The 24999-nt window shown below is 45.2% G+C and carries 32 protein-coding genes, 7 tRNA genes and 4 rRNA genes; 1 reads left to right on the forward strand and 42 read right to left on the reverse strand.

Annotated elements, in window-relative coordinates; genetic code table 11:
• Positions 1-6 precede the first annotated feature (6 nt).
• The 33 genes from rpsD to M1F05_RS20185 all read right to left on the reverse strand — a co-directional run bounded on the left by rpsD (position 7) and on the right by M1F05_RS20185 (position 15425).
• The gene (rpsD, locus tag M1F05_RS20025) at positions 7-627 is read right to left on the reverse strand and encodes a 30S ribosomal protein S4 (protein ID WP_004265487.1); all 621 of its coding nucleotides are present in this window, start codon (positions 625-627) and stop codon (positions 7-9) included.
• Between the two features lie 37 nt (positions 628-664).
• Positions 665-1054, reverse strand: coding sequence for a 30S ribosomal protein S11 (rpsK, locus tag M1F05_RS20030; protein WP_004388621.1), 390 nt, complete (start codon positions 1052-1054; stop codon positions 665-667).
• Positions 1055-1070: 16 nt separating this feature from the next.
• Positions 1071-1427 carry a 30S ribosomal protein S13 gene (rpsM, locus tag M1F05_RS20035; RefSeq protein ID WP_004907144.1) on the reverse strand — a complete coding sequence of 119 codons (357 nt, stop codon included), beginning with the start codon at positions 1425-1427 and terminating at the stop codon, positions 1071-1073.
• 145 nt (positions 1428-1572) lie between these two features.
• Complete coding sequence (gene rpmJ / locus M1F05_RS20040; protein ID WP_206086922.1) at positions 1573-1689, reverse strand: 50S ribosomal protein L36; 117 nt, start codon at positions 1687-1689, stop codon at positions 1573-1575.
• A gap of 45 nt (positions 1690-1734) precedes the next feature.
• A complete protein-coding gene (secY, locus tag M1F05_RS20045) occupies positions 1735-3060 on the reverse strand; it encodes a preprotein translocase subunit SecY (protein ID WP_206086921.1) in 1326 nt (441 codons plus the stop codon).
• Between the two features lie 7 nt (positions 3061-3067).
• The gene (rplO, locus tag M1F05_RS20050; protein WP_206086920.1) at positions 3068-3502 is read right to left on the reverse strand and encodes a 50S ribosomal protein L15; all 435 of its coding nucleotides are present in this window, start codon (positions 3500-3502) and stop codon (positions 3068-3070) included.
• 3 nt (positions 3503-3505) lie between these two features.
• Positions 3506-3685 (reverse strand): 50S ribosomal protein L30, encoded by a 180-nt coding sequence (gene rpmD / locus M1F05_RS20055; protein WP_004265475.1) that lies wholly within the window; start codon positions 3683-3685, stop codon positions 3506-3508.
• Positions 3686-3691: 6 nt separating this feature from the next.
• Positions 3692-4192 (reverse strand): 30S ribosomal protein S5, encoded by a 501-nt coding sequence (gene rpsE, locus M1F05_RS20060; protein ID WP_006657022.1) that lies wholly within the window; start codon positions 4190-4192, stop codon positions 3692-3694.
• Between the two features lie 14 nt (positions 4193-4206).
• Entirely contained in the window at positions 4207-4560 is a 354-nt protein-coding gene (rplR, locus tag M1F05_RS20065) for a 50S ribosomal protein L18 (protein ID WP_006657021.1), read from the reverse strand.
• A 9-nt stretch (positions 4561-4569) separates the two neighbouring features.
• The gene (gene rplF, locus M1F05_RS20070; protein WP_206086919.1) at positions 4570-5103 is read right to left on the reverse strand and encodes a 50S ribosomal protein L6; all 534 of its coding nucleotides are present in this window, start codon (positions 5101-5103) and stop codon (positions 4570-4572) included.
• A gap of 14 nt (positions 5104-5117) precedes the next feature.
• The gene (gene rpsH / locus M1F05_RS20075; RefSeq protein WP_004907134.1) at positions 5118-5510 is read right to left on the reverse strand and encodes a 30S ribosomal protein S8; all 393 of its coding nucleotides are present in this window, start codon (positions 5508-5510) and stop codon (positions 5118-5120) included.
• A 29-nt stretch (positions 5511-5539) separates the two neighbouring features.
• Complete coding sequence (gene rpsN, locus M1F05_RS20080) at positions 5540-5845, reverse strand: 30S ribosomal protein S14 (RefSeq protein WP_004265458.1); 306 nt, start codon at positions 5843-5845, stop codon at positions 5540-5542.
• Between the two features lie 12 nt (positions 5846-5857).
• Positions 5858-6397 carry a 50S ribosomal protein L5 gene (rplE, locus tag M1F05_RS20085; RefSeq protein WP_206086918.1) on the reverse strand — a complete coding sequence of 180 codons (540 nt, stop codon included), beginning with the start codon at positions 6395-6397 and terminating at the stop codon, positions 5858-5860.
• A gap of 15 nt (positions 6398-6412) precedes the next feature.
• Positions 6413-6727 carry a 50S ribosomal protein L24 gene (rplX, locus tag M1F05_RS20090; RefSeq protein WP_047756683.1) on the reverse strand — a complete coding sequence of 105 codons (315 nt, stop codon included), beginning with the start codon at positions 6725-6727 and terminating at the stop codon, positions 6413-6415.
• A 10-nt stretch (positions 6728-6737) separates the two neighbouring features.
• Positions 6738-7109, reverse strand: a complete 372-nt coding sequence (gene rplN / locus M1F05_RS20095; RefSeq protein ID WP_004265449.1) for a 50S ribosomal protein L14 — start codon at positions 7107-7109, stop codon at positions 6738-6740.
• 176 nt (positions 7110-7285) lie between these two features.
• Complete coding sequence (gene rpsQ / locus M1F05_RS20100; RefSeq protein WP_042847566.1) at positions 7286-7540, reverse strand: 30S ribosomal protein S17; 255 nt, start codon at positions 7538-7540, stop codon at positions 7286-7288.
• A complete protein-coding gene (gene rpmC, locus M1F05_RS20105; RefSeq protein WP_206086917.1) occupies positions 7540-7731 on the reverse strand; it encodes a 50S ribosomal protein L29 in 192 nt (63 codons plus the stop codon). Before rpmC ends, rpsQ begins: the two co-directional genes overlap by 1 nt.
• A complete protein-coding gene (rplP, locus tag M1F05_RS20110; RefSeq protein ID WP_004265436.1) occupies positions 7731-8141 on the reverse strand; it encodes a 50S ribosomal protein L16 in 411 nt (136 codons plus the stop codon). The genes rpmC and rplP overlap by 1 nt, the downstream gene beginning before the upstream one ends.
• Positions 8142-8153: 12 nt before the next feature.
• On the reverse strand, positions 8154-8855 hold the full coding sequence (gene rpsC, locus M1F05_RS20115; RefSeq protein ID WP_004907131.1) for a 30S ribosomal protein S3: 702 nt from the start codon (positions 8853-8855) through the stop codon (positions 8154-8156).
• Between the two features lie 17 nt (positions 8856-8872).
• Entirely contained in the window at positions 8873-9205 is a 333-nt protein-coding gene (rplV, locus tag M1F05_RS20120; RefSeq protein ID WP_206086916.1) for a 50S ribosomal protein L22, read from the reverse strand.
• Positions 9206-9220: 15 nt separating this feature from the next.
• Entirely contained in the window at positions 9221-9499 is a 279-nt protein-coding gene (rpsS, locus tag M1F05_RS20125; RefSeq protein WP_004265426.1) for a 30S ribosomal protein S19, read from the reverse strand.
• Between the two features lie 14 nt (positions 9500-9513).
• Positions 9514-10338: a 50S ribosomal protein L2 gene (rplB, locus tag M1F05_RS20130; RefSeq protein WP_206086915.1), complete on the reverse strand. Its 825-nt coding sequence runs from the start codon at positions 10336-10338 to the stop codon at positions 9514-9516.
• A 19-nt stretch (positions 10339-10357) separates the two neighbouring features.
• Positions 10358-10660 carry a 50S ribosomal protein L23 gene (gene rplW / locus M1F05_RS20135; protein WP_206086914.1) on the reverse strand — a complete coding sequence of 101 codons (303 nt, stop codon included), beginning with the start codon at positions 10658-10660 and terminating at the stop codon, positions 10358-10360.
• The gene (rplD, locus tag M1F05_RS20140; RefSeq protein ID WP_206086913.1) at positions 10657-11262 is read right to left on the reverse strand and encodes a 50S ribosomal protein L4; all 606 of its coding nucleotides are present in this window, start codon (positions 11260-11262) and stop codon (positions 10657-10659) included. Before rplD ends, rplW begins: the two co-directional genes overlap by 4 nt.
• 16 nt (positions 11263-11278) lie before the next feature.
• Complete coding sequence (gene rplC, locus M1F05_RS20145) at positions 11279-11908, reverse strand: 50S ribosomal protein L3 (protein ID WP_206086912.1); 630 nt, start codon at positions 11906-11908, stop codon at positions 11279-11281.
• Positions 11909-11940: 32 nt separating this feature from the next.
• Positions 11941-12252: a 30S ribosomal protein S10 gene (rpsJ, locus tag M1F05_RS20150; protein WP_001181005.1), complete on the reverse strand. Its 312-nt coding sequence runs from the start codon at positions 12250-12252 to the stop codon at positions 11941-11943.
• A gap of 346 nt (positions 12253-12598) precedes the next feature.
• On the reverse strand, positions 12599-13072 hold the full coding sequence (gene bfr / locus M1F05_RS20155; protein WP_206086911.1) for a bacterioferritin: 474 nt from the start codon (positions 13070-13072) through the stop codon (positions 12599-12601).
• A gap of 126 nt (positions 13073-13198) precedes the next feature.
• Positions 13199-13399, reverse strand: a complete 201-nt coding sequence (gene bfd, locus M1F05_RS20160; protein ID WP_206086910.1) for a bacterioferritin-associated ferredoxin — start codon at positions 13397-13399, stop codon at positions 13199-13201.
• 316 nt (positions 13400-13715) lie between these two features.
• Positions 13716-14900 carry an elongation factor Tu gene (gene tuf / locus M1F05_RS20165; RefSeq protein WP_318825957.1) on the reverse strand — a complete coding sequence of 395 codons (1185 nt, stop codon included), beginning with the start codon at positions 14898-14900 and terminating at the stop codon, positions 13716-13718.
• A gap of 118 nt (positions 14901-15018) precedes the next feature.
• A tRNA-Thr gene (locus M1F05_RS20170) sits at positions 15019-15094 on the reverse strand.
• 6 nt (positions 15095-15100) lie between these two features.
• A tRNA-Gly gene (locus tag M1F05_RS20175) sits at positions 15101-15175 on the reverse strand.
• A 74-nt stretch (positions 15176-15249) separates the two neighbouring features.
• Positions 15250-15334: transfer RNA gene (locus tag M1F05_RS20180), tRNA-Tyr, on the reverse strand.
• A gap of 15 nt (positions 15335-15349) precedes the next feature.
• Positions 15350-15425, reverse strand: a tRNA-Thr gene (locus tag M1F05_RS20185).
• A gap of 427 nt (positions 15426-15852) precedes the next feature.
• Between M1F05_RS20185 and coaA the strand changes: the two genes are divergently transcribed.
• Entirely contained in the window at positions 15853-16803 is a 951-nt protein-coding gene (gene coaA, locus M1F05_RS20190; protein ID WP_206086982.1) for a type I pantothenate kinase, read from the forward strand.
• Positions 16804-16840: 37 nt separating this feature from the next.
• Here the strand turns inward: coaA and birA are convergent, their stop codons facing one another.
• The 9 genes from birA to M1F05_RS20235 all read right to left on the reverse strand — a co-directional run bounded on the left by birA (position 16841) and on the right by M1F05_RS20235 (position 24680).
• Positions 16841-17815, reverse strand: coding sequence for a bifunctional biotin--[acetyl-CoA-carboxylase] ligase/biotin operon repressor BirA (gene birA / locus M1F05_RS20195; RefSeq protein WP_206086981.1), 975 nt, complete (start codon positions 17813-17815; stop codon positions 16841-16843).
• Positions 17812-18846 carry a UDP-N-acetylmuramate dehydrogenase gene (gene murB, locus M1F05_RS20200; protein WP_206086980.1) on the reverse strand — a complete coding sequence of 345 codons (1035 nt, stop codon included), beginning with the start codon at positions 18844-18846 and terminating at the stop codon, positions 17812-17814. The genes birA and murB overlap by 4 nt, the downstream gene beginning before the upstream one ends.
• A gap of 176 nt (positions 18847-19022) precedes the next feature.
• Positions 19023-19138, reverse strand: a 5S ribosomal RNA gene (gene rrf / locus M1F05_RS20205).
• A 26-nt stretch (positions 19139-19164) separates the two neighbouring features.
• Positions 19165-19240, reverse strand: a tRNA-Thr gene (locus tag M1F05_RS20210).
• 45 nt (positions 19241-19285) lie between these two features.
• Positions 19286-19401 (reverse strand): 5S ribosomal RNA (gene rrf / locus M1F05_RS20215).
• Between the two features lie 144 nt (positions 19402-19545).
• Positions 19546-22452 (reverse strand): 23S ribosomal RNA (locus M1F05_RS20220).
• Positions 22453-22767: 315 nt separating this feature from the next.
• Positions 22768-22843, reverse strand: a tRNA-Ala gene (locus tag M1F05_RS20225).
• A gap of 155 nt (positions 22844-22998) precedes the next feature.
• Positions 22999-23075 (reverse strand) — tRNA-Ile (locus M1F05_RS20230).
• A 65-nt stretch (positions 23076-23140) separates the two neighbouring features.
• Positions 23141-24680: ribosomal RNA gene (locus M1F05_RS20235) — 16S ribosomal RNA — on the reverse strand.
• Together the 16S, 23S and 5S rRNA genes with 3 tRNA genes alongside form the textbook arrangement of a ribosomal RNA operon.
• Between the last annotated feature and the right edge of the window lie 319 nt (positions 24681-24999).

Raw genomic sequence — 24999 nt, forward strand, 5'->3', positions numbered from 1 at the left:
TAAGCTTTACTTGGAGTAAAGCTCGACGATCAGGTGTTCGTTAATGTCCGCAGACAAGTCAGTACGTTCAGGAATACGTTTGAACACACCTTCCATTTTAGCAGCATCAACTTCCAGCCAAGTTGGCTTCTCACGCTGTTCAGCCAGCTCTAAAGCAGCCTTAATACGAGACTGTTTTTTAGCTTTCTCACGAACGCTGATAACGTCATTCGGGGAAACCTGATAAGAAGCGATATTAACAACACGACCATTTACCATGATAGCTTTATGGCTAACCATTTGACGTGCTTCTGCGCGAGTTGCGCCAAAGCCCATACGATAAACGACGTTATCAAGACGACCTTCCAGCAGAGTCAGCAGGTTTTCACCTGTGTTGCCTTTTAGACGTGTTGCTTCTTTGTAATAGTTACGGAATTGACGTTCCAGAACACCGTAGATACGACGAACTTTTTGTTTTTCACGTAACTGAACACCGTAGTCAGACAGACGCGGTTTACGCGCTCCGTGCTGGCCTGGTGCCTGTTCTAATTTACACTTGGTGTCAATCGCGCGAACACCAGACTTCAGAAAGAGGTCTGTTCCTTCGCGACGGCTCAGCTTGAGCTTAGGACCCAAATATCTAGCCATTTTCTTTCTCCAACAGTCCTAAAAAAAACGAAACGTATTAAACGCGACGTTTTTTCGGTGGGCGACAACCGTTATGAGGGATAGGAGTCACATCAGTAATATTAGTGATGCGGAAACCAGCGGCGTTCAGAGCACGAATTGTTGATTCGCGACCCGGACCCGGTCCCTTAACCATAACTTCCAGGTTTTTGATTCCGTATTCTTTCACAGCTTCTGCGCAACGCTCTGCCGCAACCTGAGCTGCGAACGGAGTGGATTTGCGAGAACCACGGAAACCGGAACCACCGGCAGTTGCCCAACCTAATGCGTTACCCTGACGGTCAGTAATTGTAACGATTGTGTTGTTGAAAGAAGCATGGATATGAGCCACACCGTCTGAGACTTGTTTTCTTACACGCTTACGTGCACGAACTGGTGCCTTTGCCATTATTCAATACCCCGACTTATTTCTTGATCGGCTTACGCGGACCCTTGCGGGTACGAGCGTTAGTCTTAGTACGCTGTCCGCGCACAGGAAGACCACGACGATGACGTAAACCACGGTAACATCCAAGGTCCATCAGACGCTTGATGCTCAGGGTAATTTCACGACGTAGGTCACCTTCTACCACATACTTGGCAACTTCGTCACGCAGCTTGTCGATTTGTTCTTCAGACAGCTCACTGATCTTAACATTTTCAGCAATACCAGTTGCTTCACAGATAGCCTGTGAACGTGTTTTGCCGATTCCGAAAATCGATGTTAAAGCGATTACGGTATGTTTATGATCAGGAATGTTAATGCCTGCTATACGGGCCACTATGCACTCCTAAGTTAAAATATACATTACTGTGCTGAAAAGCCCGTTTTCAGGATACTCAAACAATAATGTATCTTAGATAAAAAAGATTGGCTGGCTAATTTAGCCAGCTCAACCCAACTTTGCAAGAAAAAAATGCTTTTTCTTAACCTTGACGTTGTTTATGTCTTGGTTCAACACTGCAAATTACACGAACGCTACCATGGCGACGGATAACTTTACAGTTACGGCATAATTTCTTGACGGAAGCACGAACTTTCATTTTTACTCTCCGTAACTTCTAGCAAACCATAACCACACTAAGTGATTATTTACCTTTAAGGTTTGCTTTCTTCAATGCAGACTCATACTGACTTGACATCATCAGAGTTTGCACTTGAGCCATAAAGTCCATGATAACGACAACCACAATTAAGAGGGAAGTACCACCAAAGTAGAAAGGTACTTTCATTGCGTCACGCATGAACTCCGGGATTAGGCAGATAAAGGTAATGTATAACGCACCAACTAATGTCAGGCGAGTCATTACCTTATCAATGTACTTGGCCGTTTGCTCTCCCGGACGAATTCCTGGTACAAATGCACCGGACTTCTTCAGGTTATCTGCTGTTTCTCTCGGGTTGAAAACCAACGCCGTATAGAAGAAACAGAAGAAGATGATCGCAGAAGCATAAAGCAACACATATAACGGTTGACCAGGCTGTAAGTACATAGAAATTGTAGTCAGCCAGTCCCAGCCAGTTCCATCACCAAACCAAGATGCTATTGTACCTGGGAATAGTATGATACTGGAAGCAAAAATTGCAGGAATTACACCCGCCATATTCACTTTTAACGGTAAATGTGTACTTTGTGCTGCATAAACACGGCGTCCTTGCTGACGTTTAGCGTAATTAACGACAATACGACGTTGACCACGTTCCATAAACACAACAAAGAAAGTTACCGCGAATACTAACACCGCAACCAACAGCAACAGGAGGAAGTGCAGATCGCCTTGCCGAGCTTGCTCGATGGTATGGCCAATGGCCGGCGGTAATCCCGCAACGATACCAGCGAAGATAATGATTGAAATACCGTTACCGATACCTCTTTCAGTTATCTGTTCGCCTAACCACATAAGGAACATGGTTCCTGTGACTAAGCTAACAACTGCCGTAAAGTAGAACGGAAGGCCTGGATCAATCACTAATCCTTGCATCCCTGGCATATTCGGTAGACCCATTGCAATACCAATAGATTGGAATATTGCTAATACCAGAGTACCCCAACGAGTATATTGGCTTATCTTCCGACGACCTGCTTCTCCTTCCTTCTTAATCTCTGCTAATCGTGGATTAACCACTGATAATAATTGGACAATGATCGATGCCGAAATATACGGCATGATACCCAAAGCAAAGATAGAAGCACGGCTAAGAGCACCACCAGAGAACATGTTAAACATTTCAATGATGGTGCCTTGTTGCTGTTCGAGCAATTTGGCAAGCACAGTGGCATCAATACCAGGGATTGGAATAAAAGAACCAATTCGGAATACAATTAGCGCACCAATTACAAACAAAAGTCTGCGTTTAAGTTCGCCAGCTCCACCTTTGGCACTTTGAAAATCTAATCCTGGTTGTTTAGCCATCTGTCACTTATTCCTCAATTTTACCGCCGGCAGCTTCGATTGCAGCGCGAGCACCTTTAGTAACACGAAGGCCACGTACAGTAACTGCACGGTTCACTTCGCCAGACAGAATAACTTTCGCAAATTCAATCTGGATGCCAACAACGTTCGCGGCTTTCAGTGCGTTCAGATCAATAACATCGCCTTCAACAGCTGCAAAATCAGACAGACGAATCTCTGCAGTGATCATTGCTTTGCGTGAAGTAAAGCCGAATTTCGGCAAACGACGGTATAAAGGCATCTGGCCACCTTCGAAACCACGGCGTACGCCACCGCCAGAACGAGATTTCTGACCTTTGTGACCACGTCCGCCAGTTTTACCCAGACCAGAACCGATACCACGACCTACGCGTTTAGGCGCGTGCTTGGCACCTTCAGCCGGAGACAGAGTATTTAAACGCATCTCTTACTCCTCAACTTTAACCATGTAGGAAACCAAGTTGACCATACCACGAACGGCAGGAGTATCCTCACGTTCTACTGTATGACCAATGCGACGCAGACCTAAACCGACCAGTGTTGCCTTATGCTTAGGCAGACGACCGATTGAACTGCGAACTTGTGTAATTTTAATAGTCTTAGCCATGGCTGATTACCCCAGAATTTCTTCGACGGATTTTCCACGCTTAGCTGCGACCATTTCTGGAGACTTCATGCTGTCTAAAGCATCCAGTGTTGCACGAACCACGTTGATTGGGTTTGTGGAACCGTAGGTTTTAGCCAGTACGTTGCGAACTCCAGCTACTTCTAACACTGCACGCATTGCACCACCGGCAATAATACCAGTACCTTCGTGAGCAGGTTGCATAAACACGCGGGAACCGGTGTGTGTACCTTTCACTGGGTGGAATAATGTGCCGTTGTTAAGAGCAACGGTTTTCATACTGCGACGGGCTTTTTCCATCGCTTTCTGGATTGCTGCCGGAACTTCGCGCGCTTTGCCGTAGCCAAAACCAACGCGACCGTTACCATCACCAACTACAGTCAGTGCGGTAAAGCTGAAAATACGGCCACCTTTAACGGTTTTTGCTACGCGGTTTACCGCGATCAGCTTTTCCTGCAGTTCGCCAGCTTGTTTTTCGATGTGAGACATCTTACACCTCTACCTTAGAACTGAAGGCCAGCTTCACGGGCAGCATCTGCCAGTGCCTGGACTCTACCATGATATTGGAAACCAGAACGGTCAAAAGCAACAACAGTGATGCCTTTTTCCAGTGCGCGTTCAGCAACTAATTTACCAACTGCTGCTGCTGCGTCTTTGTTTCCAGTAAACTTAACTTGTTCATTGATAGCTTTTTCTGTAGTAGAAGCTGCAACCAATGTTTCAGAACCGTTTGGTGCGATAACCTGCGCATAAATATGGCGTGGAGTACGATGTACCACCAGGCGAGTCGCACCCAATTCTTGGATCTTACGGCGTGCGCGGGTCGCACGACGGATACGAGCTGCTTTCTTATCCATAGTGTTACCTTACTTCTTCTTAGCCTCTTTGGTACGCACGATTTCATCGGCGTAACGAACACCTTTACCTTTGTAAGGCTCAGGACGACGGTAAGCACGCAGTTCTGCTGCAACTTGACCAATCACTTGCTTATCCGCACCTTTCAGTACGATTTCAGTTTGTGTTGGACATTCAGCAGTAATGCCTGCTGGCAGTGCGTGTTCAACCGGATGCGAGAAACCTAAAGACAAGCTAACAGCATTGCCTTTGATTGCTGCACGGTAACCAACACCAACCAGTTGAAGCTTTTTAGTGAAGCCATCGGTAACACCAACAACCATTGCATTGCACAGTGAACGAGTAGTACCCGCTTGTGCCCACGCATCTTCAAAACCATCACGTGGTCCGAAAGTTAAATGGCCATCTTCATGTTTAACTTCAACTGCATTATGGATAGTACGAGTAAGCTCGCCGTTTTTACCCTTAATCGAAATAACCTGACCGTTGAGTTTTACCTCTACGCCGGCAGGAATGACGACGGGTGCTTTTGCCACACGAGACATTCTTTCCTCCCGAATTAAGCTACGTAGCAGAGAATCTCGCCACCAAGACCAGCTTGGCGAGCTGCACGATCAGTCATGACACCTTTAGAGGTAGAAACAACAGCGATACCTAGGCCAGCCATAACTTGTGGCAGCTCATCTTTTTTCTTATAGATGCGCAGACTTGGGCGGCTTACACGCTGAATGCTTTCTACAACAGCCTTACCTTGGAAATAACGTAAAGTCAGTTCCAATTCTGGCTTGATGTCGCCTTCAATTTTAAAATCTTCAATATAACCTTCTTCCTTCAGCACTTTGGCAATCGCCACTTTCAGCTTGGAGGAAGGCATGGTGACCGCAACTTTGTTCGCGGCCTGACCGTTACGGATACGGGTCAGCATATCCGCGATGGGATCTTGCATGCTCATCTGTCTTTACTCCCGTGATTCAAATGGAATTACCAACTTGCCTTTTTAAGGCCCGGGATTTCACCGCGCATAGCGGCTTCACGGACTTTAATACGGCTCAGACCAAACTTCCGCAGGAAACCGTGCGGACGCCCTGTTTGACGGCAGCGGTTACGCTGACGAGAAGGACTTGAATCACGTGGCAGTGTTTGCAGCTTGAGAACAGCGTCCCAGCGATCTTCATCAGATGCTTTAACATCAGAGATGATAGCTTTCAATTCAACGCGTTTTGCGAAGAACTTCTCAGCTAATTTAGCACGTTTAACATCACGCGCTTTCATAGATTTCTTAGCCATGAGTACCCTGCCTTACTTGCGGAACGGGAAGTTGAACGCTGCTAACAGTGCGCGACCTTCGTCATCTGATTTCGCAGTAGTGGTGATAGTAATATCTAAACCACGTACACGATCCACTTTATCGTAATCGATTTCAGGGAAGATGATTTGTTCACGAACACCCATGCTGTAGTTACCGCGACCATCGAAAGACTTAGCGGACAAGCCACGGAAGTCACGAATACGTGGTACAGCAATAGAAATCAGACGCTCAAGGAACTCCCACATGCGTTCACCACGCAGGGTTACTTTACAGCCGATTGGATAGCCCTGACGGATTTTGAAGCCTGCAACAGATTTGCGTGCTTTGGTGATCAATGGTTTTTGACCAGAGATAGCTGTTAAATCAGCTGCTGCGTTATCCAGCAGTTTTTTATCAGCAATCGCTTCACCAACACCCATATTCAGGGTGATCTTCTCGACCCGAGGGACTTGCATGACAGAAGAGTAACTAAACTCAGTCATGAGTTTATTAACAACTTCGTCTTTATAGTAATCATGCAGTTTCGCCATCGTATACTCCAAAAATTACTTGATAGTTTCACTGTTAGATTTGAAGAAACGGACTTTTTTGCCGTCTTCGAATCTAAAGCCTACACGGTCTGCCTTACCAGTTGCCGCGTTAAAGATTGCAACGTTAGAAACTTGAATAGCCGTTTCTTTTTCAACGATGCCACCTGGTTGATTCAGAGCCGGAACTGGCTTCTGATGTTTTTTAACCAGATTGATACCTTCAACGATAACTTTACCAGAAGAAAGAACCTGTTTTACTTTACCGCGCTTACCTTTGTCTTTACCAGTTAGCACGATAACTTCGTCATCACGACGGATTTTCGCTGCCATAGTTCGCTCCTTAGAGTACTTCAGGTGCCAGAGAGATAATTTTCATAAACTTCTCATTACGAAGTTCACGAGTTACCGGCCCAAAAATACGCGTACCGATTACTTGCTCGCTGTTATTGTTTAATAACACACAAGCATTACCATCGAAGCGAATGACAGAACCGTCAGGGCGACGTACACCCTTCTTGGTGCGCACCACTACCGCTTTCAGGACATCACCCTTTTTAACTTTACCGCGTGGAATTGCTTCTTTAACAGTAATTTTAATGATGTCGCCTACATGTGCATAGCGACGGTGCGAGCCACCTAGAACCTTGATACACATTACGCGACGTGCACCGGAGTTGTCGGCCACGTTCAGCATAGTCTGTTCTTGGATCATTTTAGTGCTCCGCTAAATGTCAACTACTACTGAGCCACCTCATTATGAAGAGGCCGTTCAAATATACCCATACTACGAGGGCGCGGCATTATAACACCACATCAACGCGATGGACAGAAAAAAATAAACGGCTCAGTCAAAAAGAGCCGTTTATTCATCACGAAAAATCTATTCTATTACAGAACAGCTTTTTCTACAACGCGAACTAAGGCCCAAGACTTAGTCTTAGACAGTGGACGAGTTTCGCGGATTTCTACCACGTCACCAATTCCACATTCATTGTTCTCGTCATGTACGTGCAATTTAGTCGTACGACGGATGAATTTACCATACAGAGGGTGTTTCACCATACGCTCGATAGCAACAACAATAGATTTCTCCATTTTATCGCTAACTACACGACCTTGCAGAGTACGGATTTTATCGCTCATTACGCACCTGCCTTCTCAGTCAGTAAAGTCTTCACACGTGCGATATCGCGACGCACTTGTTTCAACAGATGAGACTGTTGTAGCTGACCGCTTGCAGCTTGCATACGTAAATTAAATTGTTCACGCAGCAGATTCAGCAGTTCAGCATTCAGCTCTTCAACGCTTTTTACGCGCAGCTCTTGTGCTTTCATTACATCACCGTCTTAGTTACAAAGGTGGTTTTGATAGGCAGTTTCGCTGCTGCCAGAGAGAATGCCTCACGAGCCAGCTCTTCAGGCACACCGTCCATTTCGTACAGGACTTTTCCAGGCTGGATTAAGGCAACCCAATATTCTACGTTACCTTTACCTTTACCCATACGAACTTCGAGTGGTTTCTCAGTGATTGGTTTGTCTGGGAACACACGGATCCAGATTTTACCTTGACGCTTAATAGCACGGGTCATAGCACGACGTGCCGCTTCGATCTGACGTGCAGTCAGACGACCACGGCCAACAGCTTTAAGACCGAAAGTGCCGAAGCTAACATCCGTACCTTGCGCTAGACCACGGTTGCGGCCCTTGTGCACCTTACGGAATTTTGTACGCTTTGGTTGTAACATCAGCGACTCTCCTTACTTGCGGCCTTTACGCTGCTGCTTTTTAGGTTGAGCAGCTGGTTTCTCAGCTTGTTCAACAGCAGCCATACCACCCAGAATCTCACCTTTGAAGATCCATACCTTAACGCCGAGAACACCATATGTAGTGTGCGCTTCTGAAGTGTTGTAATCGATATCAGCACGTAATGTGTGCAGTGGCACACGGCCTTCACGATACCACTCGGTACGAGCGATTTCAGCACCGCCTAAACGGCCACTGACTTCAACTTTGATACCTTTAGCGCCCAGACGCATTGCGTTCTGTACTGCACGCTTCATAGCACGACGGAACATAACACGACGTTCCAGCTGTGAAGAGATGCTGTCAGCAACTAATTTTGCGTCTAGTTCTGGTTTACGAACTTCGGCGATATTGATTTGCGCAGGAACACCAGCGATATCCGCTACTGTTTTACGCAGTTTTTCAACGTCTTCACCTTTCTTACCGATAACGATACCTGGGCGAGCAGTGTGAATAGTCACACGGATGCTTTTCGCAGGACGTTCGATAACGATGCGAGAGATTGACGCTTTTGCCAGTTCTTTATTCAAGTACTGACGTACTTTAAAATCGCTGTCTAGGTTGTCAGCGAATTCATTAGTATTCGCATACCAAGTAGAGTTCCAAGGTTTGACAATACCCAGGCGAATACCATTAGGATGTACTTTCTGACCCATTGCTAGTCTCCAGAGTCTCAGCGATCGGACACAACCACAGTAATGTGGCTGGTGCGCTTAAGAATACGATCTGCACGGCCTTTCGCACGCGGCATGATGCGTTTCATAGTTGGACCATCGTCTACGAAAATTTTCGCAACTTTCAGGTCATCAATGTCAGCGCCATCGTTTTGCTCTGCGTTAGCAATTGCAGATTCAAGTACTTTCTTCACTAAACCAGCAGCTTTCTTGTTGGTGTAGGTCAGAATTTCCAGAGCTTGCGACACTTTCTTACCGCGAATCAGGTCGGCGACTAAGCGAACCTTCTGGGCAGAAGAACGAGCGTGGCGATGTATAGCTAAAGTTTCCATCTCTTCCTCCTATCCTTAACGTTTCTTAGCTTTCTTATCTGCCGCATGGCCGCGATAAGTGCGAGTCGGTGCGAATTCACCCAGTTTGTGACCAACCATTTCGTCGGTTACGAAAACTGGAACATGCTGACGACCATTATGGACAGCGATGGTCAATCCGATCATATTAGGAAAGATCGTTGAACGACGGGACCAAGTCTTGAGAGGCTTCTTGTCTCCGCTTTCCACCGCTTTCTCTACCTTCTTCAGCAAGTGCAGGTCAATGAAAGGACCTTTCTTGAGAGAACGTGGCATGGCTTATCCTCTAATTATTTTTTAGAACGATGACGTACGATGAATTGATCAGTACGCTTGTTGCTACGAGTTTTCTTACCTTTGGTCTGAACGCCCCATGGTGTTACTGGGTGTTTACCAAAGTTACGGCCTTCACCACCACCATGTGGATGGTCTACTGGGTTCATCGCAGTACCGCGAACGGTAGGACGAATACCACGCCAGCGGCTAGCACCAGCTTTACCGAGAACACGTAACATATGTTCAGCGTTACCAACTTCACCTAAGGTTGCACGGCAATCTGCTAATACTTTACGCATTTCACCAGAACGCAGACGTAATGTTACATAAGCACCATCACGAGCAACGATTTGAGCGTAAGTACCTGCTGAACGCGCTAACTGACCACCTTTACCTGGTTTCAGTTCAATGTTGTGAACTGTAGAACCAACAGGGATGTTGCGCATTGGCATTGCATTACCAGCTTTGATTGCTGAATCAACACCAGATTGAATCTGGTCGCCAGCTTTCAGGCCTTTTGGTGCAAGAATATAACGACGTTCACCGTCTTTATATAGAACCAGTGCGATGTTCGCAGAACGATTTGGATCATATTCCAAACGCTCAACAACAGCAGGGATACCATCTTTGTTGCGTTTAAAGTCAACTAAACGATAATGCTGCTTATGGCCACCACCGATGTGACGGGTAGTGATACGGCCATTGTTGTTACGACCACCGGATTTGCTGTTTTTTTCTAACAGCGGAGCATAAGGTTTACCCTTATGCAGCTCAGGGTTAACCACTTTAACTACGTGGCGACGGCCCGGAGACGTAGGTTTACATTTAACAACTGCCATTGTTCTTTACTCCTCCGACTTACTCTGCGCCGCTAATGAAGTCCAGATTCTGGCCTTCTTTCAGCGTAACGTAAGCTTTTTTCCAGTCGCTACGACGACCAGTACGCTGACCGTGGCGTTTAGTTTTGCCTTTAACCAGCAAAGTGTTAACACCTTCAACTTCAACTTCAAACAGTTTCTGTACAGCAGCTTTGATTTCTGCTTTAGTTGCATCTTTTGCAACTTTGAGAACGATGGTATTGCTTTTTTCCATCGCTGTAGAAGCTTTTTCAGATACATGCGGCGCGCGCAGTACTTTCAGCAGACGTTCTTCACGGATCATGCCAGCATCTCCTCAACTTGCTTCACAGCATCAGCAGTCATAACCACTTTGTCGAAAGCAATCAGGCTAACTGGGTCGATACCTGCTACATCACGAACGTCAACCTTGTACAGGTTACGTGCTGCTAAGAACAGATTTTCATCTAATTCAGCAGTGATGATCAGAACATCTTGCAGAGCCATATCTTTCAATTTCTGTGCCAGCAACTTAGTTTTAGGTGCTTCAACAGAGAACTGTTCGACAACGATCAGACGATCTTGACGTACCAACTCAGAGAGGATGCTTTTTAAAGCACCACGGTACATCTTTTTATTAACTTTTTGACTGTGGTCCTGTGGTTTAGCTGCGAAGCTAACACCACCAGAGCGCCAGATTGGGCTCTTGATTGAACCAGAACGTGCACGGCCTGTGCCTTTTTGACGCCATGGTTTTTTACCTGAACCAGAAACTTCAGCACGAGTTTTCTGAGCACGAGTACCTTGACGAGCACCAGCTGCATACGCAACAACTACTTGGTGAACAAGCGCTTCATTGAAATCACGCCCGAAGGTAGTTTCGGAAACAGTCAGCGCGCTTTGCGCGTCTTTCATTACCAATTCCATTCCTATCTCCTTGACGTTAAGCCTTGACAGCCGGTTTTACGATCAGGTTGCTACCAGTTGCTCCTGGAACAGCACCTTTGACCAGCAGCAGGTTGCGCTCAGCGTCAACACGTACTACATCTAAGCTTTGAACAGTTACACGTTCATTACCCAGTTGGCCTGCCATTTTCTTGCCTTTGAACACTTTGCCCGGAGTCTGGTTCTGACCGATAGAACCCGGAACACGGTGTGACAAGGAGTTACCGTGAGTAGCATCTTGAGTACGGAAATTCCAGCGTTTAACTGTGCCAGCAAAACCTTTACCTTTAGATGTACCAGTAACGTCGACTTTTTTAACGTCAGCGAAAATTTCAACGCTAATGCTTTGACCTGCAGTAAATTCAGCACCTTCTTCAGTACGGAATTCGCGCAGAATACGGCCAGCTTCAACGCCAGCTTTAGCGAAATGACCTGCTTCAGGTTTAGTTACACGGTTAGCTTTTTTGCTACCAGTAGTAACCTGAATTGCATTGTAACCGTCAGTTTCTGCAGTTTTAACCTGAGTAACGCGGTTATTTTCAATTTCGATAACAGTTACAGGGATAGAAACACCATCTTCAGTGAAGATACGTGTCATTCCCACTTTCTTACCGACTAAACCAATCATTGTTTCAACCTCTCAATCGTTCGACGACCTGATTAACCCAGGCTGATCTGCACGTCAACGCCGGCAGCCAGGTCCAGACGCATCAGAGCATCAACGGTCTTCTCGGTTGGCTCAACGATGTCAACCAGACGTTTGTGAGTGCGAATTTCGTACTGATCACGCGCATCTTTATTAACGTGCGGAGAAATCAGAACGGTAAAACGCTCTTTACGTGTCGGCAGCGGGATAGGACCACGTACCTGCGCACCAGTGCGCTTAGCAGTCTCTACGATTTCCGCAGTTGATTGATCGATTAAACGATGATCAAAAGCTTTAAGGCGGATACGGATTCTTTGGTTCTGCATGAGACCAGAGCTCCAACTATTTTATAAACGTAAATGATTACTCCTCGCACCCATTTCGATTGATGGGGGAGTGTAATCGTCTTAGTGTAACCCCCATATCGGGAGTATTGTCTAAATGAGCAACAAATCGTTGGCTCAATACTGATATTTCAGTCCTAATAAATTAGGGCTTACTCATCAGTAAGCCCGCGCATTATACGTAAATTATTGCGAAACGCAAGCAATCGGGGAAAATATGTGCGAATTTTCTCATGGTCATAACAAAAAAACGCCCAACTCTGATGGATTCAGAAGTTAGGCGCCTATCAAAATCAAAAATCTCACAGAAGATTGAAATCTAAAGTCACTACTCTTCGATCACTTGAGCTTGTAGATAATTTTGAATACCTAAGCGAACAATTAAATCTAACTGTGTTTCTATCCAATCAATATGATTTTCTTCATCCGCTAAAATTTCAATCATCAGATCTCGGCTGACATAATCATGGATAGAATCTGCGTACTTAATTGCCTCTTTTAAGTTTTTTGCGCCATCAAGTTCAAGCTGTAAATCTGACTTAAGCATTTCTTCCACATCCTCACCGATGTTTAACTTACCTAAGTCTTGTAAATTAGGAATACCTTCAAGGAAAAGAATACGCTCTATGTATTTATCGGCATGTTTCATTTCATCGATTGATTCATGATATTCCATCTCATTGAGACGTGTCAGCCCCCAATTTTTAAACATACGTGCATGTAAAAAATATTGGTTAATTGCGACTAGCTCATTGCCCAACAATTTATTAAGGTGGGCTATCATTTTTTTATCGCCTTTCATTTGTACCCTCCATCGCTTCCAGTCTTTTAAGTGTAGTACTGAAATTGATTAGCAGAGTAATTTTTACACAAGCATTTATGTAAAAGGCAATAAAACTAATTGGAAGATAATTTGAAGGGTAAGCGATTATGCAACTTCAATAGCACAAATCTCTTCTAGCTGGATAAGCTCTTGTTGTAAAATCTCTCTTGTTTGCCGAATACACTTTCCACATTCACGACCGACAGGCAATACTTGTCGCAACCCTTTTAATGAGCTGACTTGGTATTTCCTTACCGCATTTCTGATTTGCTTATCTGTAATGGCTTCACAAAGACAAACGTACATATTTTTTAGCCTGTATAAATTATATACGTATATTTTAAATAAAAATGATTCGCATTTCAATTACCATTACAGATTATTTACACAGGCTTCTACATCTATATTTAATTTAAAAATAGTTCTCATTTCGACTCATATTTATTTACCGACACATAAGTTGCAATTCTGCAATAAGCATAACGAATTAATATCTAATAACTAATTTTTCTAAGAGAAATAATTTCTATGGAGAAGTTAAAACATTGGAGAAGGGATACGCGCAGATATAAAAAAGGCACCAATTAAGGTGCCCTTTTCTAACATTTTGTGATGCTATGTATTATGCAATGATTTTTGCAACAACACCCGCACCTACAGTACGGCCACCTTCACGGATTGCGAAACGTAAACCGTCGTCCATCGCGATTGGGTGGATCAGGGTAACGATCATGTTGATGTTATCACCTGGCATTACCATCTCTACGCCTTCTGGCAGTTCGATAGTACCTGTTACGTCAGTTGTACGGAAGTAGAACTGTGGACGGTAACCTTTGAAGAATGGAGTGTGACGACCACCTTCATCTTTGCTCAGAATATAAACTTCTGATTCAAATTTAGTGTGTGGCTTGATTGAACCTGGTTTAGCAAGTACTTGACCACGTTCGATTTCTTCACGCTTAGTACCACGCAGCAGAACACCAACGTTCTCACCCGCACGGCCTTCGTCAAGAAGTTTACGGAACATTTCAACACCAGTACAAGTTGTTTTCGCAGTCTCTTTGATACCAACGATTTCAACTTCTTCACCAACTTTGATGATACCACGCTCAACACGGCCTGTTACTACTGTACCACGACCTGAGATTGAGAATACGTCTTCAATTGGCAGCAGGAATGGACGGTCAATTGCACGCTCTGGTTCTGGGATGTAAGAATCCAGGTAACCTGCTAATTCAACAATTTTCGCTTCCCACTCAGCTTCGCCTTCCAGCGCTTTCAGTGCTGAACCACGAACAACTGGAGTGTCGTCGCCTGGGAAATCGTACTGAGACAGAAGTTCACGAACTTCCATTTCAACTAATTCTAACAGTTCTTCGTCATCAACCATGTCACATTTGTTCAGGAACACGATGATGTAAGGAACGCCAACCTGACGACCTAACAGGATGTGCTCACGAGTTTGTGGCATTGGGCCATCAGTCGCAGCAACAACCAGGATTGCACCGTCCATCTGTGCAGCACCTGTGATCATGTTTTTAACATAGTCGGCGTGTCCTGGGCAGTCTACGTGTGCGTAGTGGCGAGTTGGAGTATCGTACTCTACGTGAGAAGTAGAGATGGTGATACCACGCGCTTTTTCTTCTGGTGCGTTATCGATTTGGTCGAATGCACGAGCAGAACCGCCGTAAGTTTTTGCCAGAACAGTAGTGATAGCTGCTGTCAGAGTAGTTTTACCGTGGTCAACGTGGCCGATAGTACCAACGTTAACGTGCGGTTTTGAACGTTCAAATTTTTCTTTAGACATTAGATTGTCCCTCTAAGACACGGAATCGGTGGTTAAACCACATCAACCAAGCAAGAAATTATTTCGCTTGTTTTTTTCAGGAGACAAATCAGGGAGATAATTGAGAACATAAGGGAAGTGGTGCTGATAGGCAGATTCGAACTGCCGACCTCACCCTTACCAAGGGTGTGCTCTACCAACTGAGCCATATCAGCACATCTTGGAGCGGGCAGCGGGAATCGAACCCGCATCATCAGCTTGGAAGGCTGAGGTAATAGCCATTATACGATGCCCGCAATGAACTCGGCTACCTGAGTTATCAGCTGTTAAACTGTTCCTTGAAGTTTCTATAAAGAAATCTTCTTGGAGATGGTGGTGGGAGAAGGATTCGAACCTTCGAAGTCTGTGACGGCAGATTTACAGTCTGCTCCCTTTGGCCGCTTGGGTATCCCACCTATCCAAATTTTTAATGGTGCCGGCACCAAGAGTCGAACTCGGGACCTACTGATTACAAGTCAGTTGCTCTACCAACTGAGCTATGCCGGCATCAAGTGCTGCGCATTCTAGGAAGAGTGAGCGCATGTTGCAACAAAAAAATTTAATTTTTTGTTCGTTTGCTTACATTTTGTTCGCTTTTTGTGATTTTGTTGATTTTTTAACTATTTTGAGATTAAAACATCAACAGTAGCTGTTAACTATAATCCATTATTATTTAGTCCGTAAAGCCCGATAATCGAATCAAAACATTTCAAATGTTATTTTTTAGTCCCCATCACATTTTTAGGGCTCTGATTAATCGGTTATTTTCCAAGCGATCACACCTATTTTTTTTGTGTAATTCAAAAAAAATTCACAAATATTATAAAAAAACCTACGCCTCCCCCCCATCACTCGCTATGATGCTAGCAAATTTTTTGGATACGGGTGTTTAGGCAACCTGTCCAACCTGCATAAAATAGGCAGATGTTGGTTTATGAAAAAGAACGAAAATTTTATTACTACGCCATATTTAGAATTTGATAGAGAACATTGGGCAACACTCCGTGATTCCGTCCCTTTGACATTAACATCCAGTGAGCTTCTCGAGTTAAAAGGGATTAACGAAGAGCTTTCAATGGAAGATGTTATTGAAATTTATCTACCTTTATCGCGCTTATTGAATTTTTATATTAGTTCTAACTTACGTCGTCAGGCTGTCCTAGAGCAGTTTTTAGGAACTAGTGAAGCAAAAGTGCCTTATATCATCGGTATCGCTGGTAGCGTTGCTGTAGGTAAAAGTACAACAGCACGTTTATTACAAGCACTATTAACCCGTTGGCCTGAGCACCGTAAAGTTGATTTAATTACGACTGATGGCTTTCTTCATCCGAACCAAGTATTAAAAGATCGGAATATTATGAAGAAAAAAGGTTTTCCACAGTCTTATGACATGCGAAAACTGGTTAACTTTGTTTCTCAAATTAAATCAGGCGCGCGAAATGTCCGTGCCCCGGTCTATTCCCATCTAACCTACGACATTGTGCCTGACCAAGAACAAGTTATTGATCAGCCTGATATTTTAATTTTGGAAGGGCTCAATGTGTTACAAAGTGATATGGACTACCCACAAGATCCACACCATGTATTTGTCTCTGACTTTGTTGATTTCTCAATTTATGTTGATGCAGCTCCTGCTTTATTAAAACAATGGTACATCGGTCGTTTTCTTAAGTTTAGGCAAGGCGCATTCTCCGACCCAGATTCATACTTTCATAGTTATTCTAAATTGAGTGAAGAGGAAGCTGTAAATATTGCAGGTTCTATTTGGGATGAAATTAATGGGCTAAATCTCGAAGAGAATATTTTACCTACCAAAGAGCGTGCAAGCTTAATAATGACAAAAGGTGAAAACCATTCAATTCAAAATGTCAGACTAAGGAAATAAAATCTATATTGGCCGAAATTTTTCGGCCAATTATATATTACTCGTTTGGCCGTAATGATATTTCGCCGCCAATATAAGGAATTATGTCGCCATTATCTTTTTGTAGTAACAATGCACCTTGCTCATTAATTCCACGCTCAACACCAGAAATAATATCATTACCTATCAGTAACTTAACTTTTCTATTTAAAAAATTATCAAGTTTAAACCATCTATCCAAAAACGGTTTTAATCCTTCTTTTTCAAATAAAATTAATGAATCTTTTAATGCTTGAATAATATTAGCCGATAATTCATTTCGTTCTATATCTTCAACTTCATCTCTCAAAGATGCCCACTCTTGCGTTATTGCAGTTGTATTTTCAATATTGGTTTTATTCATTCCAATATTAATGCCAATACCAATAATAATATGAGCAGCGTCACCTGTTTTACCCGTTAATTCAACTAAAATACCTGCAAGCTTTTTATCATTCATATACAGATCATTTGGCCACTTTACCTTTACTTTTTCTTTACTTATTTTGTTTAAAGTTTCCGCAATCACTATTCCAACAACAAGGCTCAAACCAACCGCAGCCGCAGGGCCTTGATCTAACTTCCAATACATAGATAAATACAAGTTACAGCCAAAGGGAGAAATCCATTGACGACCTCTTCTGCCTCGACCTGCACTCTGGTACTCTGCAAGGCAAGTATCTCCCGATGTTAAACTTGGAATGCGTTCAAGCATATACTGATTCGTAGAATCAATAACAGGTTCCACAATGATATTGACGCCATTAACGTATTGTTTGATCCTGTCTTTATTCAGTAAATTTATTTGGTGAGGCAGCTTATACCCTTTACTCGTCACCGTTTCGATGTTCAAACCCCATGAGCGTAATGTTTTAATATGTTTATTAATCGCAGCTCGGCTCATGCCAAGTTTGTCGCCGAGTTGCTCGCCCGAGTGTATTTGAGCATCCGATAAAATATCTATCAGCTGTAAAGGGATTGATGTCTCTTTCATTGAATATAATCCATTGCGTTAACCTCACCTTGACGACCAATAAACCGAACTTCAGGTTCTAAAATAATATCAAAACGCTTTGCAACGCTTTGGCTAACGTATTTCGCTAGGTTAACAACATCACCCCCTGTCGCTTCATGTTTATTAATTAAAACAAGCGCCTGCTGAGTGTGAACTGCCGCTCCCCCTATTTCATGCCCTTTCAAACCACACTGGTCAATAAGCCAACCAGCCGCTAATTTCACGCTACCATCGGCTTGGATATATTGAGGACAATTTGGATTTTCTTGCTTAATTTTTGCTGCTTTTTCAGCTGAAATCACAGGATTTTTAAAGAAACTACCAGCATTACCAGTAACTGCAGGATCAGGCAATTTACTTCTTCGAGTCTGGCACACTGCATCAAAAACTTGCTTAGGTGTTACTGTTTCGGGATTAAACTGTGTTAAGTCACCATAGGTAAGTTTAGGCTGCCATTTTTTTGCGAATTTCAGCCCAACGCTAACAATCACATAACCCTGTTGGTACTCATGTTTAAAAATGCTATCACGGTAACCAAATTGGCACTCACTCGCTGCAATACGCGTTTCTTGATTTGTTTCAAGTGACAGAATATCCACATAATCACAAATATCTTTCAGTTCAACACCATAAGCACCGATGTTTTGAATTGGCGCGGACCCCGCACATCCAGGGATTAAAGCAAGATTCTCCGCACCATAGATACCTTTTTGTAGTAATTTTTCCAGTAATAGATGCCAATTTTCACCGGCCTGAACATGCACATACCAATAATCATCAGACTCTGTAATTTCAATACCTTTTAGCTGATTAATGATAACGACACCGTCAAAGTCCTCTACAAATAAAACATTACTCCCCCCACCAAGCAGCAATACTGGTAAATTATCATTTTTCGCTTTCAGCCATTGTTGATGGAGTGATTGTTTATTCTCTACTATAAAAACTGATAATGCTTTTGCATCAATACCAAAGCTGTTGAATGGTTTGAGTTCAGAAGTTGGATTCATTACTACCTTCAGGAAAAATATAACAATAATGAAGTAAGTCTATCAGCCAGACTTAATCGTGGGTAGCAAGAATAATAAAATAAGATAATTTCGGGATCATTATGGAATGATTTACTTACTTTTCATAAGCGTCAGAAAGCAAAAAGCCACCCATTGGGTGGCTTCTTATATTTAAAACCTAGCAGTTCCCTACTCTCACATGGGGAGACCCCACACTACCATCGGCGCTACGGCGTTTCACTACTGAGTTCGGCATGGGGTCAGGTGGGACCACCGCGCTATTGCCGCTAGGTAAATTCTTTTTAAATGCCGATTATATGGTGCTGATACCCAGATTCGAACTGGGGACCTCACCCTTACCAAGGGTGTGCTCTACCAACTGAGCCATATCAGCAATATGGTGCGGTCAGTTAGTACTGACACAACCTTTAAATTTAATGTCTGGCAGTTCCCTACTCTCACATGGGGAGACCCCACACTACCATCGGCGCTACGGCGTTTCACTGCTGAGTTCGGCATGGGGTCAGGTGGGACCACCGCGCTATTGCCGCCAGACAAATTCGGTTTTGTTCCCGTTCAGCGCTTTTCTTCGCTAAACCAGAACATCAATCTTGAACAAGCTGCTGTGTCCTTCACCTTTCGGCTTCTCACGCACATTTGAAAACTATCTCGTCTCTCTAAAAACACCTTCGGTGTTGTCAGGTTAAGCCTCACGGTTCATTAGTATTGGTTAGCTCAACGTATCGCTACGCTTACACACCCAACCTATCAACGTCTTAGTCTTAAACGTTCCTTTAGGACCCTTAAAGGGTCAGGGAAGACTCATCTCAAGGCAAGTTTCCCGCTTAGATGCTTTCAGCGGTTATCTTTTCCGCACTTAGCTACCGGGCAATGCCATTGGCATGACAACCCGAACACCAGTGGTGCGTCCACTCCGGTCCTCTCGTACTAGGAGCAGCCCCTTTCAATCTTCCAACGCCCACGGCAGATAGGGACCGAACTGTCTCACGACGTTCTAAACCCAGCTCGCGTACCACTTTAAACGGCGAACAGCCGTACCCTTGGGACCTACTTCAGCCCCAGGATGTGATGAGCCGACATCGAGGTGCCAAACACCGCCGTCGATATGAACTCTTGGGCGGTATCAGCCTGTTATCCCCGGAGTACCTTTTATCCGTTGAGCGATGGCCCTTCCATTCAGAACCACCGGATCACTAAGACCTACTTTCGTACCTGCTCGAGCCGTCACTCTCGCAGTCAAGCTGGCTTATGCCTTTGCACTAACCGCATGATGTCCGACCATGCTTAGCCAACCTTCGTGCTCCTCCGTTACTCTTTGGGAGGAGACCGCCCCAGTCAAACTACCCACCAGACACTGTCCGCACCCCGGATAACGGGGCAACGTTAGAACATCAAACATTAAAGGGTGGTATTTCAAGGTTGGCTCCACGCAGACTGGCGTCCACGCTTCAAAGCCTCCCACCTATCCTACACATCAAGGCTCAATGTTCAGTGTCAAGCTATAGTAAAGGTTCACGGGGTCTTTCCGTCTTGCCGCGGGTACACTGCATCTTCACAGCGAGTTCAATTTCACTGAGTCTCGGGTGGAGACAGCCTGGCCATCATTACGCCATTCGTGCAGGTCGGAACTTACCCGACAAGGAATTTCGCTACCTTAGGACCGTTATAGTTACGGCCGCCGTTTACTGGGGCTTCGATCAAGAGCTTCTCCTTACGGATAACCCCATCAATTAACCTTCCAGCACCGGGCAGGCGTCACACCGTATACGTCCACTTTCGTGTTTGCACAGTGCTGTGTTTTTAATAAACAGTTGCAGCCAGCTGGTATCTGCGACTGGCTTCAGCTCCATGGGTAAACCACTTCACCTAGCGCCAGCGTGCCTTCTCCCGAAGTTACGGCACCATTTTGCCTAGTTCCTTCACCCGAGTTCTCTCAAGCGCCTGAGTATTCTCTACCTGACCACCTGTGTCGGTTTGGGGTACGATTAATGATAATCTAGAGCTTAGAGGCTTTTCCTGGAAGCGGGGTATGAGCTACTTCGCCACCGTAGTGACTCGTCATCAGACCTCAGCATATAGTGAACCGGATTTGCCTAATTCACCTGCCTACATCCTTAAACCGGGACAACCGTCGCCCGGCCAGCCTAACCTTCTCCGTCCCCCCATCGCAATTATCACCAGTACGGGAATATTAACCCGTTTCCCATCGACTACGCATTTCTGCCTCGCCTTAGGGGTCGACTCACCCTGCCCCGATTAACGTTGGACAGGAACCCTTGGTCTTCCGGCGTGCGGGTTTTTCACCCGCATTATCGTTACTTATGTCAGCATTCGCACTTCTGATACCTCCAGCATACCTCACAGTACACCTTCACAGGCTTACAGAACGCTCCCCTACCCAACAATATCTAAATATCGCTGCCGCAGCTTCGGTGCATAGTTTAGCCCCGTTACATCTTCCGCGCAGGCCGACTCGACCAGTGAGCTATTACGCTTTCTTTAAATGATGGCTGCTTCTAAGCCAACATCCTGGCTGTCTGAGCCTTCCCACTTCGTTTCCCACTTAACTATGACTTTGGGACCTTAGCTGGCGGTCTGGGTTGTTTCCCTCTTCACGACGAACGTTAGCACCCGCCGTGTGTCTCCCGTGATAACATTCTTCGGTATTCGTAGTTTGCATCGAGTTGGTAAGTCGGGATGACCCCCTAGTCGAAACAGTGCTCTACCCCCGAAGATGAGTTCACGAGGCGCTACCTAAATAGCTTTCGGGGAGAACCAGCTATCTCCCGGTTTGATTGGCCTTTCACCCCCAGCCACAAGTCATCCGCTAATTTTTCAACATTAGTCGGTTCGGTCCTCCAGTTAGTGTTACCCAACCTTCAACCTGCCCATGGCTAGATCACCGGGTTTCGGGTCTATACCCTGCAACTCATTCGCCCAGTTAAGACTCGGTTTCCCTACGGCTCCCCTATACGGTTAACCTTGCTACAGAATATAAGTCGCTGACCCATTATACAAAAGGTACGCAGTCACACCCCGAAGGGTGCTCCCACTGCTTGTACGTACACGGTTTCAGGTTCTATTTCACTCCCCTCGCCGGGGTTCTTTTCGCCTTTCCCTCACGGTACTGGTTCACTATCGGTCAATCAGGAGTATTTAGCCTTGGAGGATGGTCCCCCCATATTCAGACAGGATAACACGTGTCCCGCCCTACTCGTCGAGTTCACAACACCAACACCTTCGGATACGGGGCTATCACCCTTTACTGCCAGCCTTTCCAGACTGTTCTCCTGATGCTAATGCTGATTAAGACTCTGGGCTGCTCCCCGTTCGCTCGCCGCTACTAGGGGAATCTCGGTTGATTTCTTTTCCTCGAGGTACTGAGATGTTTCAGTTCCCTCGGTTCGCCTCGTTTGACTATGTATTCATCAAACGATAGTGCAACGAATTGCACTGGGTTTCCCCATTCGGATATCGTCGGTTATAACGGTTCATATCACCTTACCGACGCTTTTCGCAGATTAGCACGTCCTTCATCGCCTCTGATTGCCTAGGCATCCACCGTGTACGCTTAGTCGCTTAACCTCACAACCCGAAGGTGTCTTCTGATAACGAGTGACTGTGCTTCATGATTTCGGCGTTAGTCCGTGCGCGCAATGCTCACGTACCTTAAGTACGCTGCGCTTGCTGTGCGCGGGCTGCCTTGAACTCATTTCGCTCGTCGACTCGATAGGTCAAAATACACTATTCAAGTTGAGATTTTTGAGAGACTCTCACATTGTTTAAGCGATAAACAATGTGCGTTGTTTTCAACTTTCAGCTTGTTCCAGATTGTTAAAGAGCATAATTATTCGCAATAGACTATTTGACTAATCTATTCTGAATAATCAGAAAAATTTATGGTGGAGCTAAGCGGGATCGAACCGCTGACCTCCTGCGTGCAAGGCAGGCGCTCTCCCAGCTGAGCTATAGCCCCATAAAGGTATTTTCAGTATCAATAATAGACAATTAATTGTCTGCTTTTCGCTTTTAGTATGCTTAAAGTTACCAATTTTGTTTAGTCTAGGCGCGGATTGGCGAAGTTTACTTTTGGGTAAACGAGCTAATCTGCAACAACGAATAAACAAAATTTGGTAGGCCTGAGTGGACTTGAACCACCGACCTCACCCTTATCAGGGGTGCGCTCTAACCACCTGAGCTACAAGCCTATCGATACCGCACTTTAATTTCATCAGACAATCTGTGTGAGCACTTCACAAAAACACTTCAATGGTAAGGAGGTGATCCAACCGCAGGTTCCCCTACGGTTACCTTGTTACGACTTCACCCCAGTCATGAATCACAAAGTGGTAAGCGCCCTCCCGAAGGTTAAGCTACCTACTTCTTTTGCAACCCACTCCCATGGTGTGACGGGCGGTGTGTACAAGGCCCGGGAACGTATTCACCGTAGCATTCTGATCTACGATTACTAGCGATTCCGACTTCATGGAGTCGAGTTGCAGACTCCAATCCGGACTACGACGTACTTTATGAGTTCCGCTTGCTCTCGCGAGGTCGCTTCTCTTTGTATACGCCATTGTAGCACGTGTGTAGCCCTACTCGTAAGGGCCATGATGACTTGACGTCATCCCCACCTTCCTCCGGTTTATCACCGGCAGTCTCCTTTGAGTTCCCGACCGAATCGCTGGCAACAAAGGATAAGGGTTGCGCTCGTTGCGGGACTTAACCCAACATTTCACAACACGAGCTGACGACAGCCATGCAGCACCTGTCTCAGAGTTCCCGAAGGCACCAAAGCATCTCTGCTAAGTTCTCTGGATGTCAAGAGTAGGTAAGGTTCTTCGCGTTGCATCGAATTAAACCACATGCTCCACCGCTTGTGCGGGCCCCCGTCAATTCATTTGAGTTTTAACCTTGCGGCCGTACTCCCCAGGCGGTCGATTTAACGCGTTAGCTCCGAAAGCCACTCCTCAAGGGAACAACCTTCAAATCGACATCGTTTACAGCGTGGACTACCAGGGTATCTAATCCTGTTTGCTCCCCACGCTTTCGCACCTGAGCGTCAGTCTTTGTCCAGGGGGCCGCCTTCGCCACCGGTATTCCTCCACATCTCTACGCATTTCACCGCTACACATGGAATTCTACCCCCCTCTACAAGACTCTAGCTGACCAGTCTTAGATGCCATTCCCAGGTTAAGCCCGGGGATTTCACATCTAACTTAATCAACCGCCTGCGTGCGCTTTACGCCCAGTAATTCCGATTAACGCTTGCACCCTCCGTATTACCGCGGCTGCTGGCACGGAGTTAGCCGGTGCTTCTTCTGTCGGTAACGTCAATCGTTGATGATATTAGCATCAACGCCTTCCTCCCGACTGAAAGTACTTTACAACCCTAGGGCCTTCTTCATACACGCGGCATGGCTGCATCAGGCTTGCGCCCATTGTGCAATATTCCCCACTGCTGCCTCCCGTAGGAGTCTGGGCCGTGTCTCAGTCCCAGTGTGGCTGATCATCCTCTCAGACCAGCTAGGGATCGTCGCCTAGGTGAGCCATTACCTCACCTACTAGCTAATCCCATATGGGTTCATCCGATAGCGCAAGGACCGAAGTTCCCCTGCTTTGCTCCTTAGAGATTATGCGGTATTAGCTACCGTTTCCAGTAGTTATCCCCCTCTATCGGGCAGATCCCCATACATTACTCACCCGTCCGCCGCTCGTCAGCGAGAAGCAAGCTTCCCCTGTTACCGCTCGACTTGCATGTGTTAGGCCTGCCGCCAGCGTTCAATCTGAGCCATGATCAAACTCTTCAATTAAAAAGCTTGATGCTCAAAGAATGTTTACTGTCGTATGTCTTCTTACGAAAACATATTACCTATTAGTTCATATATATGAATTAACGTGTTAGTCACTCTTCAAGACTTAAAATCAAATATTTTTTTGATAGTGTCCTGTGAGTGCCCACACAGATTGTCTGATAAATTGTTAAAGAGCGTTGCAGCATTTCGTCGTGAAATTTGACCTTCTGGGTCGTTGCTGCGAGGTGACGTATATTACGTTTTTCTTTTAGAAAGTCAAGTGTTTATTTTCAACTTTTTCTTTCTTCACCTCTGTTATCACTGGGTTTCCCCTTTT

Origin of the sequence: Providencia sp. PROV252 (assembly GCF_033676005.1) — a bacterium.
Classification (GTDB): Bacteria; Pseudomonadota; Gammaproteobacteria; order Enterobacterales; family Enterobacteriaceae; genus Providencia; species Providencia vermicola.